We start from the raw sequence: 16763 nt of genomic DNA on the forward strand, positions 1-16763 counted from the left end.
GATCGCGTCCACCCGGCTCGCGAGGCCCCCGACGACCGCGGGGAGGCGCTCACCGCTCAGCCGAGCGCGTCAGCGAACCCGCCGGCCTGGCGCTGCAGCTGCTGCCACAGCTCCTCGCGGCGCTCGGAGATGCGGGCCGAGAGTGCATCCTCATGGGTGATGAAGTGCTGGAGCTTCGCGATCATGCCATCGGCCATGCGGTCGAGCTGCTGGCGCGTCATCGTCGTGCTGCGCGGCACGTCGCACAGGAGCTCGTCCGATCCGAAGTAGTCCTTCGGCATGCCGCGTCGCGCCGACATCCCGATGAACGCCGCGGGCTTGTCGAATGCGAGGAACGGCAGCCATCCGTGCAGTCGCTTCCCGAAGGCGAACCGGCAGTCGGTGTAGCGTGCGCCGAACGACGGGTGGTTCTCGAGGGCCTTGTTGAAGCCGTCGTTGAATTCCTTCCCGGTCGGCTCCGTGCGCAGCAGGCGGTCGAAGTGCGGCTGGTCGATGTCGATCAGCGGGAACAGGTCGAGCGAGAACCGGTTGGAGTCGCCGGAGGCGTTGACCATCGAGCGCACGTCGAGCCCCTCCGCGTTCGCGAACGCGATGAACCGCCGGAGCGGATGGTCGGCGATGTTCTCGGCCGTGAACAGGAACGAGTCGACGTTGACGACGACGACGTCCTTGGTGGTGTTCGGTGTGCCGAGGAGCCGGTCGGTGAACAGCGACGTGCACGGGGCCCACTCGGGGCTCGTCACGGGGCCGATCCTGCGGATGAACTCCGCCTCCTTGGTCGCGCGCACGATGATCTGGCGCGAGCGCGCGGTGACCCGGCGGACGGCGGCGATCTCGTCGTCGGTCGGCGTCTGCAGCACGCCCGTCGACCAGAGATGGAACCGCTTGCTCTCGAAACGGTCCCACTGCTTGGCGAGCTTCGCGTGCAGATGACGGGAGGAGTTCGTCTGGACGAACATGCCCCCAGGGCCGATGATCACGTTGTCGTGATCGGCATCGCCCTTGCGCAGGTAGACGGGTTCGCTCACGCTGCGGAAGTCGAGGTCGATGACTCCGTCGAACAGCTGCTCGGTGACTTCGTAGAGGAGGGCGTCTCCCGCGTTCCCGCGCACGCCGAGGGTGACCCAGAGTGCGCGTTTCACGCGACGCTCCTGCCGGCCACGGCGGGTGCGGCATCCTCTGCCGCCAGCGCGTCCAGCTGCTCGTCCAGCATCCGGCGATAGCGACCGGCAAACCGCTCCAGCGAGAACTCGTCCTCGAAGACACGACGATTGCGCTGCCCCCACTCGACCGGATCCCGTGTCTCGAGCACCCGGCAGGCGTCGTCGATGGTCTCCTCGGTGACGAAGAGCACGTTCCCGTCGAGGTCGACCTCCGTGTTACCGCCGACGGGCGAGAGGATGAGCGCCTTGCCCGCCCGCATCGCCTCGAGCGTCGCGAGGTCGAAGATCGAGTTCCGGTGGAGCATGACGTAGTAGTCGGCGTCGTCGAGCAGTGCCAGCAGCCGGTCGTGGGTCATCCGCTCCCCGATCAGCCGGGCGGTGAAGTTCCAGTGCTTCGACTGCGCCTCGAGCTCGGCGAACCGCTCCTTGTCGGATGCCGCGCCGACGGCGATCCAGACCACCCGGCGCCCGGAGAGCGCCGCGTGACGCTCCAGGAGCGCAGGCACGCGATCGAGCCCCTTGTCATGGTTGAAGTCGCCGACGCTGAGGAACACGTCGGTCTGCTCGTCCTTCGCCGGCAGCCTGAGCTCCCGACGCAGCGACGCGATCAGGTGCCGGCGATCGGATGCGTCGTCGTCGTGGTCGACGGCGGACACCGTGTTGTACAGCGCCCAGTCGGCGAAGTTCGCATGCCCGTCGAGCCCGTCGCGGGACGTCGCGCGATAGGTGTCGCGGGCGCCCAGGCTCGGGAAGAAGACCTTCTGCGCGTTGTCGCAGATGAGGCGCTCGAGGCGGGTCACGACGTTCGTCTCGTGCGGGGTCGGCGTGCGCCCGATGGAGCGCATCTCCTGGAGGGTGCTGCCCTGCTGGTGGTAGACGAGCACGTAGGGCGCTCCGAGCAGATAGGCGCCGTACGCGCTGCCGAGTTCGTGGCAGACGAACAGGGGGGTGCGCCCGTCGTCGATCATGCGGAGGATGCCGGGGTCCGTGCGGATGTGCTCCGCACCGATGATGATGTCGGCGATCTTGCCGCTGAGACCGGCGATCTGCACGCCGAGCCGTTCGCGCAGCTCCGCCTTGTCGGTGCCCTGGAAGCGGTACTCGATCGGGTGCCCGCGGTACTCGTCGCCGAGCGCGACGCGCTGGGTGGCCAGCACGCCGCCGGGCCCGCCGGTCTTGCCGGCCGCAGGGTCGTATTCGCGGTAGGCGGACCCGACGATCGTGACCCTCGCCGGTGCGGGGGCCGCGACGTCGGAGTGCGCGCCGCCCTCGGACGCGACGTCCGCTGCGGCGACCTGCTCGCGGGCGCTGCGCTCCCACCGGTGGAGGGGGTCGCCCGCGCTCCCCGTCACCGGGTCGGCGAACAGCGTTCGGAGGAACGCGCCCTCGCCGCTCACATCGTGCCGGCGCTGCATGTCGCCGAGCCCGTCGAAGAAGTGGCCGTAGTCGTCCGTGTCGTCGAGCGTGGAGAATCCGTAGACATCGACGTTCTGCAGCGAGCCGAGCCGCTCCTTGAGCATCCAGAGGATCTGCGCCCCGCTGGTCGGGAGCAGCAGGCCCGAGCTCTCCCACAGGCTGAGCTTGGTGGCCGTGTCGATGTGCGTGACCCGGTCGGGTGAGAATCGGGTGTCGCGCGACAGGATGTCGCCGTGGGACGGCACCTCGAGGAGGTTGCGGAACAGGTCCATCTCCCACACGACGAGCCCGAAATGCTCGATGACGTAGCGATCCGCGACCTCCCGATGCGCGCCGCGCACCCAGATGTCGGTCCGGGACCCGTAGTCGGCTTCGTAGCCCTTCGGGAAGTTGTTGAAGCGGATGACGATGTCGTGCGCGTCGATGGTCGCGCCGAGCCCGGAGTGGAGGTTGCCCGGTCCGTTGCCGACGACGGCGATGGTCTTCCCGGCGACGTATGCGCCGAAGATGTCGGCGTCGCGGTTGGCGGCGAGCACGTCGGCCGCGGCGGCCGCGCGTTCGACGGGCCCCGAGCGGACGCCGATGTCACGGGCGAAGCGGGCCACCGGCAGGCAGGTGGCCAGCGCCTCGAAGGCGTTCGGCTTCTTCGCGACCCAGGTGCGCAGCACGCGCTCGGCTGTCTCCCGGTCGCCCGCCTCGAGCAGCGCCGCGCAGAAGACCAGCCAGATGCGGGCGGGGAGGATGTCCCACGCGACGGTGTTGCGGCTCAGGGAGCGCGCGCGGGCGAGCAGTGCGGGGGTCGGCCCCTGGTCGCGCCACTCGACACGCGTCAGCGCGTAGTCGTCTCCCCAAGCGCGGTCGACGGAGCGATCCGCGGTCCCGCGGGGAAGGGTGGCGCGTCCCGTGCGCCGCGCGGTCAGCCGTCGCCGAAGCGATCGCAGACGGCGCGCGAGGGTGCGTACGAGCGGGATCTTCTTGAGTGTGTTCTTCATATTCGCTGCCCCGCGAGGCTGAGCTCGCCTCCTCGGGTTCAGCGATGGTACACAGGCCGGGTTGTCCGTCAGGTGTCCGCTCGAGGTCCGGAAGGTGAACACCGCCGGGGTGCCGGAGCACTCCGGCGGAGGCCGTGGGCGGTCGGGCTAGAGTGACCTCCGTCACGGGAGGAATCGCAGCATGGAATCGACGTCGGACACGGGCGCTGTCGTCGCCGTCATCCCCGCCAGAGGCGGATCGAAAGGCGTGCCGCGCAAGAATGTGCTTCCGGTCGGCGGGATCCCGCTGATCGTCCGGGCCATCAGGGCGGCGCAGTCGGCCACGCGCGTCGACCGCGTCATCGTCTCCACCGACGATGCGGAGATCGCGGAGCTGAGCAGGCGGGCTGGTGCGGAGGTCATCGCCCGGCCGGCAGAACTCGCCGTCGACACCGCTGGTTCGGAGAGCGCCATCCTGCATGCGATCGACGAGCTGGAACGAACGGGCACCGCCGTCGCGACGGTCGTCTTCCTGCAGGCGACCTCGCCCTTCATCCCGTCCGCCGCCGTCGACACGGCCGTCGAAATGGTGACGGACGGCGGCTACGACGCGGTGTTCTCGGCCTACGAGATGTACGGGTTCCTGTGGCGGCGTGACGCCGACGGGGCGGCCGAGGCGCTCAATCACTCCGCGGACGTGCGACCTCGGCGGCAGGACCGCGAGCCGCATTACCTCGAGACCGGCGCGTTCTACGCGTTCGATGCGGCAGGGTTCCGCGCCGCCAGGCATCGCTTCTTCGGACGGGTCGGCATCGTCGAGGTGCCTGAGGCCTCCGCCGTCGAGATCGACGACGCCGCGCAGTTCTCGATCGCTTCGGCCCTCGCGCCGCTCCTGGCACCCGCCGAGCGCATCGACGTCGACGCGGTGGTCACCGACTTCGACGGCGTGCACACCGACGACACCGCCACCGTCGACGCCGAGGGACGTGAGACCGTGCGGGTCAGCCGCTCGGACGGCATGGGAGTGGGGATGCTGCGACGCGCCGGCATCCCGATGCTCATCCTGTCCACCGAGACCAACCCCGTCGTGCGGGCTCGGGCGCAGAAGCTCCAGGTCTCCGTGCTCCAGGGGATCGACGACAAGGCCGCGGCGCTGACGACGTGGGCCGCTGCGGAGGGGATCGACCTGGCGCGGACCGCCTACCTCGGCAACGACGTGAACGACCTGGCCGCCATGGTCCTCGTCGGGTGGCCGATCGCGGTCGCCGACGCGCATCCGGATGTCGTGGCCGCCGCGCGCGTCGTCCTCACCCGTCGAGGCGGCGACGGCGCCGTCCGCGAACTCATCGATCGCGTGCTCGACTGAGGCGGGGCCTCCGCAAAGCCTTCTCGTCGTCGCCGCCTCCGCGATACGTCAGCGTCACCTCTCGTCTACCTTCGCGGCTCACCGTGGAGTCGTAACGACGAAAGGACACTGACATGACCGTATCCATCGGATCGAATGTCATCGGCGGCGGCAACCCGGTCTACGTGATCGCCGAGATCGGACTCAACCACAACGGCGACGTGGAGCTCGCGAAGCGGCTCATCGACGTGGCAGCAGATGCCGGCGCGAACGCCGTCAAGTTCCAGAAGCGCACCCCCGAGATCTCGACGCCCGAGCACATGCGTGACGTCCCGCGCGAGACGCCGTGGGGAACGATGAGCTACCTCGAGTACCGCTACCGCGTGGAGTTCGACCGCGAGCAGTACCTCGAGATCGGCGACCACGCGACCCTCCGCGGTCTCGAGTGGTTCGCCTCACCGTGGGACGTGCCCAGCGTGGCGTTCCTCGAGGACCTCGAGGTGCGCACCCACAAGGTGGCCTCGGCGAGCCTGACCGACACCGACCTGCTGCGCGCCCTCCGCGACACCGGCAAGCCGATCATCCTGTCGACCGGCATGTCGACGATCGAGCAGATCGACACCGCACTCGACGTCCTCGGCACAGACCGCGTGGTCCTGATGCACGCCACCTCGACCTATCCGATGGAGCCGGAGGAGGCGAACCTCAAGGTCATCGCCACCCTGCGCGACCGCTACCACGGCATCCCGGTCGGCTACTCGGGCCACGAGCGCGGCCTGCAGATCTCGCTCGCCGCCGTCGCCCTCGGTGCCGTCGCGGTCGAGCGTCACATCACCCTGGATCGCACGATGTGGGGTTCGGACCACGCCGCCTCGCTCGAGCCGGCCGGCCTGGAGCACCTCGTGCGCGACATCCGCGTGATCGAGACGGCCCTGGGGGACGGCGTCAAGCGCGTGTTCCCCGGCGAGCTGGCCCCGATGGCGAAGCTGCGGCGCGTACCGGCATGACCGCGCGTCCGACCGCACCGCCGCGCGTCGTCGCGATCGCGGACGCGGACTCCTACGTCAAGTGGGCGGCTGCGCTTCTCGGTTCGGTCGGCCGCGCGCAGTCGCGCATGGCACTGGTGCGCACCCCGCTCACGGTGAGCGCGGAGCAGGAGCGGGCCGCGCTGGCCGGCAGTGGCGTGTCCTCCACTCAGGTGGAGCGCGTCGAGTACCGCGATCTCGGGGGCTGGCTGGGAGACGTCGCGCCCGAGGTCGTCGTGATCGCCGGGCGAGGTCCGTTCGTGCGGACCGTGATGGAGCAGGTGCGGACGCTGCATCCTCGCCCCGTCGTCGTCACCGGGCTGCCCGGCATGTCGATCCCCGCCCAGCGCGGCGCCGTGCACTACCGCCGCGAGACCGACCTGTTCGTCGTGCACTCCCGTCGCGAGAAGCGGGCGTTCCGCGATCTCGCCGAGCGGATGGGGGTGCCGCTGCGGATCGGGCTCGCCACACTGCCCTTCGCGCAGAGCTCGGTCGTGCGCCACGGCGGCGACGATCTCGTCTTCGCGGCGCAGGCTGTGGTGCCGCGGGAGCGCGAGGACCGGCTGCGACTCGCGGACATCCTCCGCCGCGCAGCGGTCGCCCATCCCGACAAGCGGGTCGTGGTGAAGCTGCGCTCGCGCCCGGAGATCGGCGAGAACGAGACCCACTACGACGCCGCGCCGTATCCCGAGCTGTTCCACGAGCTGGGTGAGCTGCCGCGCAACCTCGTGTTCTCGCACGAGCCGATGGTCGAGGCGCTCGCCGGGGCGGAGGGCCTCGTGACGGTCAGCTCGACCGCCGCGATCGAGGCGATCGCGCGGGGCGTCCCGGTGATCGCGGTCGACACCTTCGGCATCTCCAAGGCCAATCTGAACACGGTGTTCGCCGGCAGCGGCGTGCTCGGCGACGTCGAGGACGTCGTCGAGCGGCGGTTCCGGCATCCCGCCGTGGAATGGGTCCGCGACAACTACTTCCACGATCCGGCCCGTTCCACCTGGTGGCACGACGTCGAAGAGCTCGTCGAGGCGCGGCGGGCGGGCACCCTCGTCTCGCCGCCGGCGCCACGGCTCCGCGGCGGTCGGCTGCGCACTGCGTGGGATCGCAAGGCCGTGCTCGGCGTCCACGACCGCACCGTCTCGGGCTGGCTCGCGCTGCGCCTGGGGATGCCGGCGCGCTCCGCGCTGCTGTGGGCTCGGTCCCTGCGCGGAAACACCGGCAAGTTCTCCTGGACCGAGACCGAGACCGACATCACCCTGACGCCGGCACTGCACCTGGAGCCGCTGCGTCAGTCCTGATGCGGGAGGTCGGGCGCGACGGCGGGGTGGTCGCGCTCGAGGGCGGCGCGCCATCCGCCGACGTGCGATGACCTGGCCGCGCACACGACGAGCAGGAACCACGCGAAGCCGGTCAGGATCGTGCTCTCGACCACGCCGTTGGCCAGCAGGGTGATGAGGATCAGCGCAGGCCACGTGTAGACGGTCGAGCGCCGCTCGGCGGCACTCACCCAGGCGCGCGCGAGCGCCAGGCCGCAGAACACGACGAAGAGCACGACGCCGACCCAGCCGGCCTGCAGCAGCACATCGAAGTACGCGTTCAGTGCGGAGGTGTGCGGGTGGCCGACCCGGAAGTCGATGATGAAGAACGGCAGCTGGCTCGGCGACCAGGTGCCGAACCACCCCCAGCCCTGGATGGGGGCGGTCTCCGACACGTCGAGGAGCGCGTTCCACAGCCGCGAGCGCGTGAGGAAGTCGGGTTCGGCGTTCAGCCAGTAGACCAGCGGTCGGCGGAACACGTAGACGAGCACGGCGATGATGACCACCGACGTGCCGATGCCGAGCTGCAGCGCCGGACGCGCCTGTGCAGGGGCGCGGCGCACCAGCCAGAGCAGTCCGGTCGCCGTGCCCGCGATCACGGCGAGGACGAGGACGATGGGCGATGCGGTGAACACGGCCAGGAGCACGCCGAGCGACACCGAGAACACGGCAGTGCCCTGGCGCACCGACCGCGTGCGCAATTCGACCAGGAAGGTGATCAGCGCGATCACGATGACCAGCCCGAGCCGCGTCCTCGTGCCGAACAGCCCCTGGATCGGCCCGCCTTCGGCGAGGTTGCCCGCGACGGAGAGGAACGGGATCGGCGAGTCGATCAGGATGCCGCTGTAGACCTCGATCGCGAGTGACCCGATGAGGAAGACGCGCAGCACGTCGCCGGTCGCCCGGACCGTCTGCAGGGTGTCGCGGATGTGCGTGACCACGATGGCGAGGAAGGTCACCGCCGCGAGCGTCGCCCAGCCGACCAGCGTGAGCCGCACGTTCGTCGTCCAGAAGACGGCCAGCAGCAGCCAGGCGAGGAAGGCCATCAGGGTCAGCGGCATGAACCGCAGCGGCGACAGCTCATCGCGCCGCGCGACGAGCACGGCGGCGCCGATGACGCACAGCCCGATGATGATCGTGGCGTAGGGGGTGTCGCCCATCACCCGCGCGATCAGGTGGCTGCCGAACAGCGCCCCGATCGTCGTGACCGTGTACGCCCACGCGAACGGCGCCGACCGCAGCAGCTCGGCGAGCGCATGGCGCCGCGCCCGCCACGGGCGGTCGGCGGCGAGCCCGCTCACGGCGACTGCCTGGTCAGCTCGCCGCGCTCGATCGCGAGGCGCTGCTCGGCCGGGCCTTCGCCGATGTGCGGAGACTGCTTGATCTTGAACGCGAAGAGGGCCAGCAGCAGCCATCCCCACAGCAGCAGCGGCGCCGACTCGGAGACGCCCTGCACGAGCACGAGCGCGCCGAAGAGGGACGGCAGCAGCGAGATGGGGGAGTACGGCCGGTCGGAACGGAGGTCCCACCTCGGCCGATCCACCGCGAAGAACCAGGAGCGCCAGACGAAGGCGAGATACGTCAGGACGATCAGCACCAGGCCGATGATGCCGAGCTGCATCAGCACGTCGAGCCACATGTTGTGCGCCTGCATGACCGACTGCCCGTGGTCGTTGACCCAGCCGTCGAAGGCGGGCTCGGAGGTCACCCACGGCGTCGAGTAGCCCCAGCCGATCACGGGTCGTTCGGCGATGCGCTCGCGCACGGCCGCCCAGATCTCCTCCCGGCCGGTCAGGTCGGCCGCGCGGCCGAGGGCGGTGAACAGGCGGTCGCGGAGGAGCCACAGCGCGATCGTCCCGCCGATGCCGACGACGGCGTATCCGATGTAGTACTTCGTGCGCTCACCGGGCGCCTTGGCGCGGCGCATGAGCAGCACCGTGCCGAGGACGATCGCGACGCCGATCGCGGCGATGTACCCGGTCGCCGACCCCGCACGGATGAAGAGATAGCCGGACAGCGCGATCCACCCGCCCAGGAGCACCCGTCGCGGTGCCCCGCCGACGAGCCGGATCGCGAAGACGATGACGGCGAGCAGGGCGACCGGGGCGAGCAGGTTCGCGTTGCCCATGATGCCCTGGAGCCGGCCGCCGTCGAACAGGTTGGCCCGCGACCAGTACAGGATCGGATCGACCGGCTCTTCGCGCGGCACGAAGCCGGGCAGGACGGGCACCTGCACGAACACGGCCACCCACAGCTCGAAGATGAGCGACAGGCCCATCACCCACTTCAGCGCCGACGCCAGTGTCCGCACGATCTCGCGCCAGGTGAGGACACTGCCGATGAACAGCGCCTGGGTCGTGGTGATCCACAGCAGCAGCAGCGTGATCGCGGTCGCGCCGATCCACACGGACCAGGTCAGCGACAGCGTCGCCCACGCCACGTAGCCGGCGAGGAACCAGGGCAGGCGCCGCCAGTTGACGGGCGGGCGCACGATGAACCACAGGACGACCGAGAAGATCCCGCTGCCGATGGCGATCGCGGCGGTCACCCCCTCGCCGAACGCGTGCACCCACGCGGTGCCGGCGAGTGCGGTGAACAGGACGAAGATGCACCAGGCGCGCAGAGCCAGGTGGCTGGTCTTCTCGCGAAGCGGGGCGGCCGGGGGCGCCGAGGCAGGATGCTTCGAGTGGACGGCCATGGTGCATTCAGGGTATCGCGCCCCGCCCGTAGGCTGAGAGGGTGCTGACCCCCATCGCAAATGCTCCCCGGGACTACGCATGGGGGTCCATGACCCTCATCGCCGCGCTGCAGAACCGTGCCCCGAGCGGCACGCCCGAGGCCGAGGTGTGGTTCGGCGACCACCCCGGCAGCCCGGCCACGGTCCCGGACGGCCGCACCCTCGACGAATGGCGTGCGGAAGTCGCCGGCGAGTCCGCACCGCGCCTGCCGTATCTGCTCAAGCTGCTGGCGGCAGCATCCCCCCTCTCGATCCAGGCGCATCCGTCGAAGGAGCAGGCCGAGGTCGGCTTCGCACGGGAGGAGGCGGCGGGCGTCGCCCGCGACGCCGACGACCGCATCTACCGCGACGCGAACCACAAGCCCGAGCTGATCGTCGCGATCAGCGACACCTTCACGGCGCTCGCCGGACTGCGCCCGCTCGCCGGCACCCGCCGCATCCTGGCGGCTCTCGGTGACGCGGGTGCGCCGATCGCCGCCCGTCTCGACGCGCCGGACGCCGAGGCGGCGCTCCGCGACACGATCGGATGGCTGCTGTCGGGCTCCGCCCAGCCCGAGGTCGACGCGGTGATCGCCGCGCTCCACGCCGCGGGTCCTGATGCCGCCGACGCCGAGGTCGGCCGCGACCTCGCGACGCTCGCCGCGGTCGCCGAGCGCTGCCCCGGCGATGCCGGCGTGGCCGTCGCGCTGCTGATGAACGTCGTGGAGCTGCAGCGGGGGGAGGGCGTCTTCGTGCCGGCCGGCGTCCTGCACGCCTACCTCGCGGGGCTCGGCGTGGAGATCATGGCCTCGAGCGACAACGTGCTCCGTGGGGGACTCACGCCCAAGCACATCGCCGTCGATGAGCTCACGGCGATCCTCGACGCGCGGCCGGCCGCCCCGGCGCTCGTCCAGCCCGCCCCCGTCGCCGAGGGCCTCTGGGTCTATCCGACGCCCGTCGACGACTTCGCGCTGCGGGTCGCCCGGGTCGGCGCGGAGCCCGTCAGCGTCGAGGTCGACGGCCCCGCGATCGTGCTCGCGACGGCGGGGGAGGTGCGCGTCTCCGGCGGCTCCACGGCGGCTGGGATCGTGCTCACCCCTGGCCGCGCGGCGTTCGCAACGGCGGATGAGCGGATGCTGATCGTCCAGGGTCGCGGGGAGGCGTTCATCGCCCAGCCGGCTCTGGGCGCATTGTGAGCGGATTGCGACACGCCCACGGCGCGTCGGGAACGTTCAACCAGCAGGTGAGGGTTTACGATCTGCGACTTGACGAAACCAGAACTACACCGCTGTAATTAGGTCAACACGCGGCACCGCGTGGGGGGGCTTGACTAAGGCGGGTGAACGAGATGACGGGCTCACAGTATCGAGCGGGCGTTCCCGACAACTGGTTCGTCGATCCGGTGAACCTCGGTGTTCCGGGCGTTCGCCGGCCCATCGAGGTGGACGACAACCCTCTCGCGTGGCAGACGGACGCGCTCTGCGCGCAGACCGACCCTGAGGCGTTCTTCCCTGAGAAGGGCGGCTCGACACGCGACGCGAAGCGCGTCTGCACCACGTGCGACGTGCGCGACCAGTGCCTCGAGTACGCGCTGCAGAACGACGAGCGCTTCGGCATCTGGGGCGGGCTCAGCGAGCGCGAGCGCCGCAAGCTCAAGCGCCGCGCCAGCTGACGACATCCGCTCGGCCGGCCTCGCTTCGGAGGACGATCGGCGCATCGAGGATGATGCGCGTGCAGATCCTCCTCATAACGCCGATCCTCCGCACGGACGACGGATCGGCGCCGCGCCGCACACGCGCGCGGGAGCCGTGGCGCGGGGCGCTTAGGCTGTCCAGGTCATGCCCGCCCGAGTCCACGCGATCCTGGTCGTCCGCCCAGATGGACGCACGTTCGCGACCCTGCATCTTCGGCGCACCCTCGCCGCGGTCGAGGCGCAGACCCGCCGCGTCGACGCCCTGACCATCGTCATCTGCGGCAAGGATGCCGACGCCCACGAGTTCGCGGCCGCGTCCGGCGCCGAGTCGGTGATCACCGCACCCGCGGGGACCGGATTCGCCGCCGCCACGGGGATCGCGTCCCGCCGCGTCGGCGAGAGCGACGCCGTGTGGCTGCTCGCGCAGGACACCGCCCCCGAGCAGGACGCCCTCGCCAAGCTCGTCGGCGCGCTGGAGCTCGCGCCCTCCGCGGCGTTCGCGGCGCCCAAGCTCGTGCGCTGGAACGACGCGGACGAGATCGCCTCCCTCGGTGTGAGCATGACCCGGTTCGGCCGGGCGATGGGCCTCGCCGACGGGGAGCTCGACCAGGGGCAGCACGACGGCAGCGAGGACGTGCTCGCCGCGGACATCCGCGGGGTGCTGGTCCGCATCGGCGCGTGGCGCGCGCTCGACGGCATCGACACCGGACTCTCCGGCGCGGACGAAGGCCTCGACCTCGGCGTCCGGGCCCGCCTGGCCGGCGGCAGGGTCACCCTCGTCCCCACCGCCCACATCGCGGTCGCCGGCGACGGCGTCGCCGGCCCGCCCGCACCCACGAGTGCGGCGGCCCGCCGGCGGTCCGCCTATGCCGAGCGGGCGGCGCAGCTGCACCGCCGCCTCGCCTACGCGCCGCTCTGGGCCGTCGCGCTGCACTGGCTCAGCATCCTTCCGCTCGCCGTCTGGCGCAGCCTCGGCCACCTCATCGGCAAGCAGCCGGGACTCGTCTGGCCCGAGTGGCGGGCGGCGGCCGTGGCCATCGTCCGCCTCGCCTCCGTGGCGCACGCGCGCGGATCGATCCGGCGTACGCGCTCGGCGCCGTGGTCCCTCCTCGCGCCGCTGCGGATCTCACAGGCGACCCTGCGTGAGCGTCTCGAGGATGACCCCGACGCCGCCGAGGTGAGCGCGGTGCACCGCACCGACCTGCGCTTCTTCTCCGGCGGCGGCGCGTGGCTCGTGCTGGCCGCGCTGGTGGTGTCCGCCGTGTCCTTCACGTCGCTGCTGGTGTGGCCGGTGCTCGGCGGCGGCGGTCTGCAGCCGCTGCGCTCCACGGTGCTGCAGCTGTGGCTGGACGCCGCCTACGGCCGCAGGGCGCTCGGGCTGGAGACGATCGCGCCGGCCGACCCGTTCGCCGTCGTCATCGCCGCCCTCGGCAGCCTCTGGCCAGGCAGCCCGTCCAAGATCCTCGTCATCGTCTGGATCCTCGCCCTCCCGCTCGCCGCCCTCGGCGGATGGTTCGCCGCCACCCGCGTGACCGAGCGCCCGCTGCTGCGGATCGCCGGCGGCGTCGTCTGGGCGCTGTCGCCCACCCTTCTCGCCGCGCTCACGCAGGGACGGCCCGCCGCCCTGCTCGTGCATCTGCTCCTGCCATGGCTCTTCTTCGCCGGCGCCGCCGCGCACCGCTCCTGGGTCACCGCAGGCACGGCCTCGCTGCTGTTCGCCGCGGTGGTCGCCTGCGCGCCCTCGCTCGCACCGGCGCTCCTCGTCATCTGGGCGGGGATGCTGGTGCTCGTGCTGGCCGCGCGCGCCGGCCGTGGGCTCGCCAAGGTGATCTGGCTGGTCGTCCCCGCCACCGTGCTCTTCACCCCGCTGGTCTGGCATCAGCTCCGCGCCGGCGAGCTTGGCGGCCTGCTCGCCGACCCCGGCGTGGTGTGGGCGGGACCCCAGGTAGCGGCGGATGCGACCGGCCGCGGCCTGCTCGCCGCGGGGCTGCCGACGCCCGATCTGGCCGGCTGGGTCGGCTTCGTCCCCGAGGGCGTCCCGACCTGGTGGGTGCCGCTGCTGGCCGCGCCCCTCGCCGTCTTCGCACTCATCGCGCCGCTGACGACGCGGTGGGCGGCCGGGATGGTCCTGCTCGTGATCGCTGCCCTCGGGCTCGGGACGGCGTTCGCGCAGGTGGGCGTCTCCGTCGCCTCCGCGCAGTCGCAGACCGTGCCGCTGTGGCCGGGGACGGGCCTGAGTCTTGCCTCGATCGGCGTGATGGGCGCCGCACTGGTCGCCCTCGACACCGGCCTCGCCCGGCGGATGACGCGAGTGCGCAGCATCCTCGCCCTGGTGGCGCTCCTGGCGCTCGCCGTCCTGGCGGTGCCGTCGCTGACCGCGTCGGCCCGCGGCACCGCCCTCCTCACCAACGGGCCGTCCAGCACCCTGCCCGCGTACGTCGCCGCCGAGGGCAGCGACGACCCGGACATCGGCACCGTCGTGCTGGCGCCGCTGCGGGGAGGCGAACTCGCCGTGCAGCTGGTCTGGGGTGGGAGCGAGACCCTGGGCGGGCAGACGACCGTGATGTCCACCCGCACGAGCGCGGACGAGCACGACCACGAGCTCGCCGAGCTCGCGGCGGACCTCGTCTCCCCTACCTCCGGCGACGTGGTCGACACGCTCGCCGACGCGGGCATCGGGTTCGTGCTGCTCGCTCCGCTCGACGAGGGCACCGCCGATGCCGCGAGCACGCTGCGGCTCGAAGCGGAGACGTCGCTGAATCAGCGGTCCGGGCTCGACGCCGTGGGCGAGACCGCGCGCGGCACGCTCTGGCGCGTGTCGGGCGAGCTCGGCAATCGCGCAGGAGTGGGGGATGCCGTCGCCGCCACGACGCGGATGATCGCGCTGGTGCAGCTGATCGCCCTGGCGGCGGCGCTGCTGCTGTCGCTGCCGACGGCCGCGTCGCGGCGCGCGGCGCGGCGGACGCCGCGGGTCATCGGACCGCAATGGCAGGAGCAGCGATGAGCGACCGCAGCACATTCGGCTGGGCCACGACGGGAGCGCGGCTGATCGCGGGCACGCTGGTCTCGGCGGGGTTCGCCGTGGCGGTCGTCACCTCGATCTCGGTGCCCTGGCCGACGATCACCCGTGAACCCGTCTCGCTCACCGCCGTCCCGGCGGCGGAGGACAGCGTCCTCGCCTGCGACGGCGACCTCCTCGCCCTCGGACGCGACCTCGCCGACGTCGCGCGACTCACCACCGCGGCCCCGCAGGCCGTCACTGTGGCGGCCGATCCGGACGGACCGGAGGTGGCCGAGGATCGTCTCGACGGCCCGGTCGACGGGCCCCTCGTGCTCACCGCGCCCGCCCAGGACCGGACGGCGGTCGATGTGGCGGCGGCGGGATCGGCCACGGTCGATGAGGACGACCTGCGCGGCTTCGCCGCCTCGGCGTGCCGACCCGCACTGATGGAGTCCTGGCTGGTCGCCGGCTCCGGCTCCACCGGCGCGGCCGACCTGCTGCTGCTGGCGAACCCCGGCGAGGTCGCGGCGACCGTCGACATGACCGTCTACGGCGGCAGCGGTCCGCAGACCCCACCGGGATCAGGCCTCATCCTTCCGGCGGGCGCGCAGCGGGTCATCCCGCTCGCCGGTCTCGTGCTCGGCGAGGAGAGCCCCGTCGTGCGGGTGACCTCCACCGGCGCCCCGGTGCAGGCGGCGCTGCAGGCCAGCATCACGCGCACGCTCGAGCCCGGCGGCGTCGACCAGGTCGGAGCGGTCGCCGCGGCGTCGCCGCAGCAGGTGATCGCCGGGGTCGCCGTCACCGGCGGCGACGGCGAGGACGCGTCGACCCTCGTGCGGCTGCTCGCGCCGGCCGGCGAGACCACCGCCACGGTGACGGTGTTCGCGAGCGGCGCGACGACGCCGGCCGCCGAGCCGCTGAACGTGCCGCTGAACGCCGGGGTGCCGACCGAGGTCGAGCTGCGCGGGCTCAGCGACGGCCGCTACACGGTGATCGCCGAGTCGGACGAGCCGATCGTCGCCTCGGTCTGGCAGGCGCTCGGGCTGGGCGAGGGCTCGGACTTCGCGTGGTTCACGCCCGCCCCCGAGGTGACCGCAGTGAGCATGTTCGCCACCCCCGCCGGGCCTGCGCCGTGGCTGACCCTGACCAACACGGGCGACGAGCCGATCACGGTGCACGTGCGGGCAGACGACGGCTCGTCGGATCTCGCCCTGCCCGTGGGAGCCGGCGCGACCACCTCCACGCGGCTGGCCGCCGACGCAGGCTACGTGCTCGACTCCGGGGGTGCGGCCGTGCACGCCGGACTGTCGTTCACCCGCGCCGGCGCACTCGCCGGGTACCCGGTGTGGTCGTCGGATGCTGCCGCCCCGCCGATCACGGTGTACCCCTAGCTCAGAAGTAGCGGAAGCGCTCAGGCCCGAGGTCCCACGGGTCGCGGTCGAGGTACTCGGCGGCGGCGCGGAAGACCGAGCCCTCGATCGTCATGCGCCGGTGCAGGTCGTCGTTGCGGTGCAGGTGACTGAGGCGCTCGATCGGGATGCGGAAGAGGATGATGCGCTTCTCGGCCGACAGCACCCGCCAGCGGGGGATGCCGTCGTCGTCGCTCGCCGCAGGCATGTCGGCGATCTCGAACCGCACCTCGCGCAGCTCGGGCCAGGCCGAGCGCAGGAACTCCGCGGCGGTGCCGACGGCGAGGTCGAAGCGCTCGATGCGGGTGTCCAGCGGCGGCAGCGGCGGGCGCACCACCGGGCTGCGGTCCAGACGGCCGTGGCGGCCGTGCCTGGTCGGCCGGCGTGCGGGCTGCGCGCCCGCCCCCGGAGTGCTCTTCGACCGCCGCCACGCCATGGCTCCATCCTAGGTCGGGCGTGGCTCCCGGAGACCTGCACCCCGGCCGGATAACGTGGAGCAGATGCGCGAGAGACTCTGCTCCAAGGTCGGCTGTGCCCGTGAGGCCGTGTCGACCCTGACCTACGACTACACCGACCAGATGGCGGCGGTCGGCCCTCTCGGCGCGGCCTCCGATCCGCACGCGCACGACCTCTGCGCCATCCACACGGAGCGGCTCTCGGTGCCCAAGGGCTGGGTCGTCGTCCGGCACGAGACCCTCCGCGTCTGACCGC

The 16763-nt window shown here is 71.8% G+C and carries 13 protein-coding genes; 8 read left to right on the plus strand and 5 right to left on the minus strand.

Going from position 1 to position 16763, the window contains the following annotated elements; translation table 11 throughout:
* Positions 1–56: 56 nt before the first annotated feature.
* Together Microterr_RS03530 and Microterr_RS03535 are read right to left on the minus strand one after the other, a co-directional pair.
* A complete protein-coding gene (locus tag Microterr_RS03530) occupies positions 57–1142 on the minus strand; it encodes a polysaccharide pyruvyl transferase family protein (protein WP_263796107.1) in 1086 nt (361 codons plus the stop codon).
* Positions 1139–3571, minus strand: coding sequence for a glycosyltransferase family 29 protein (locus Microterr_RS03535; protein WP_263796106.1), 2433 nt, complete (start codon positions 3569–3571; stop codon positions 1139–1141). Before Microterr_RS03535 ends, Microterr_RS03530 begins: the two co-directional genes overlap by 4 nt.
* 181 nt (positions 3572–3752) lie before the next feature.
* Here Microterr_RS03535 and Microterr_RS03540 point away from each other — a divergent pair, with 181 nt between their 5' ends.
* From Microterr_RS03540 to Microterr_RS03550, 3 genes are all read left to right on the plus strand, one after another.
* A complete protein-coding gene (locus Microterr_RS03540; RefSeq protein WP_263796105.1) occupies positions 3753–4916 on the plus strand; it encodes an acylneuraminate cytidylyltransferase in 1164 nt (387 codons plus the stop codon).
* Between the two features lie 113 nt (positions 4917–5029).
* Positions 5030–5902 (plus strand): N-acetylneuraminate synthase family protein, encoded by an 873-nt coding sequence (locus Microterr_RS03545; RefSeq protein WP_263796104.1) that lies wholly within the window; start codon positions 5030–5032, stop codon positions 5900–5902.
* Positions 5899–7215 (plus strand): DUF6716 putative glycosyltransferase, encoded by a 1317-nt coding sequence (locus Microterr_RS03550; protein ID WP_263796103.1) that lies wholly within the window; start codon positions 5899–5901, stop codon positions 7213–7215. Before Microterr_RS03545 ends, Microterr_RS03550 begins: the two co-directional genes overlap by 4 nt.
* On the opposite strand, the gene Microterr_RS03555 is transcribed toward Microterr_RS03550, so the two are convergent.
* Positions 7206–8534: an O-antigen ligase family protein gene (locus tag Microterr_RS03555; protein ID WP_263796102.1), complete on the minus strand. Its 1329-nt coding sequence runs from the start codon at positions 8532–8534 to the stop codon at positions 7206–7208. The genes Microterr_RS03550 and Microterr_RS03555 overlap by 10 nt on opposite strands.
* A complete protein-coding gene (locus Microterr_RS03560) occupies positions 8531–9931 on the minus strand; it encodes an O-antigen ligase family protein (protein WP_263796101.1) in 1401 nt (466 codons plus the stop codon). The genes Microterr_RS03555 and Microterr_RS03560 overlap by 4 nt, the downstream gene beginning before the upstream one ends.
* Before the next feature lie 41 nt (positions 9932–9972).
* Here Microterr_RS03560 and manA point away from each other — a divergent pair, with 41 nt between their 5' ends.
* The 4 genes from manA to Microterr_RS03580 all read left to right on the plus strand — a co-directional run bounded on the left by manA (position 9973) and on the right by Microterr_RS03580 (position 16034).
* Entirely contained in the window at positions 9973–11145 is a 1173-nt protein-coding gene (gene manA / locus Microterr_RS03565) for a mannose-6-phosphate isomerase, class I (RefSeq protein ID WP_263796100.1), read from the plus strand.
* 152 nt (positions 11146–11297) lie between these two features.
* The gene (locus Microterr_RS03570; protein WP_263796099.1) at positions 11298–11621 is read left to right on the plus strand and encodes a WhiB family transcriptional regulator; all 324 of its coding nucleotides are present in this window, start codon (positions 11298–11300) and stop codon (positions 11619–11621) included.
* A gap of 166 nt (positions 11622–11787) precedes the next feature.
* Positions 11788–14646: a glycosyltransferase gene (locus Microterr_RS03575; protein WP_263796098.1), complete on the plus strand. Its 2859-nt coding sequence runs from the start codon at positions 11788–11790 to the stop codon at positions 14644–14646.
* Complete coding sequence (locus Microterr_RS03580; protein ID WP_263796097.1) at positions 14643–16034, plus strand: DUF5719 family protein; 1392 nt, start codon at positions 14643–14645, stop codon at positions 16032–16034. The genes Microterr_RS03575 and Microterr_RS03580 overlap by 4 nt, the downstream gene beginning before the upstream one ends.
* 1 nt (position 16035) lies before the next feature.
* On the opposite strand, the gene Microterr_RS03585 is transcribed toward Microterr_RS03580, so the two are convergent.
* A complete protein-coding gene (locus Microterr_RS03585) occupies positions 16036–16389 on the minus strand; it encodes a metallopeptidase family protein (RefSeq protein ID WP_318528829.1) in 354 nt (117 codons plus the stop codon).
* Positions 16390–16552: 163 nt separating this feature from the next.
* On the opposite strand from Microterr_RS03585, the gene Microterr_RS03590 reads away from it, so the two are divergent.
* Positions 16553–16759 carry a DUF3499 domain-containing protein gene (locus Microterr_RS03590; RefSeq protein ID WP_263796095.1) on the plus strand — a complete coding sequence of 69 codons (207 nt, stop codon included), beginning with the start codon at positions 16553–16555 and terminating at the stop codon, positions 16757–16759.
* Positions 16760–16763: the final 4 nt, after the last annotated feature.

The organism is Microbacterium terricola (genome assembly GCF_027943945.1).
In the GTDB taxonomy this organism is placed as follows: domain Bacteria; phylum Actinomycetota; class Actinomycetes; order Actinomycetales; family Microbacteriaceae; genus Microbacterium; species Microbacterium terricola.

Excerpts from the sequence above, each read along its gene's own strand:
- Microterr_RS03535 (WP_263796106.1), bottom strand. The coding sequence starts at position 3,571 with ATGAAGAACACACTCAAGAAGATCCCGCTCGTACGCACCCTCGCGCGC.
- Microterr_RS03540 (WP_263796105.1), top strand. The coding sequence starts at position 3,753 with ATGGAATCGACGTCGGACACGGGCGCTGTCGTCGCCGTCATCCCCGCC.
- Microterr_RS03545 (WP_263796104.1), top strand. The coding sequence starts at position 5,030 with ATGACCGTATCCATCGGATCGAATGTCATCGGCGGCGGCAACCCGGTC.
- Microterr_RS03550 (WP_263796103.1), top strand. The coding sequence starts at position 5,899 with ATGACCGCGCGTCCGACCGCACCGCCGCGCGTCGTCGCGATCGCGGAC.
- Microterr_RS03560 (WP_263796101.1), bottom strand. The coding sequence starts at position 9,931 with ATGGCCGTCCACTCGAAGCATCCTGCCTCGGCGCCCCCGGCCGCCCCG.
- Microterr_RS03570 (WP_263796099.1), top strand. The coding sequence starts at position 11,298 with ATGACGGGCTCACAGTATCGAGCGGGCGTTCCCGACAACTGGTTCGTC.
- Microterr_RS03575 (WP_263796098.1), top strand. The coding sequence starts at position 11,788 with ATGCCCGCCCGAGTCCACGCGATCCTGGTCGTCCGCCCAGATGGACGC.
- Microterr_RS03580 (WP_263796097.1), top strand. The coding sequence starts at position 14,643 with ATGAGCGACCGCAGCACATTCGGCTGGGCCACGACGGGAGCGCGGCTG.
- Microterr_RS03590 (WP_263796095.1), top strand. The coding sequence starts at position 16,553 with ATGCGCGAGAGACTCTGCTCCAAGGTCGGCTGTGCCCGTGAGGCCGTG.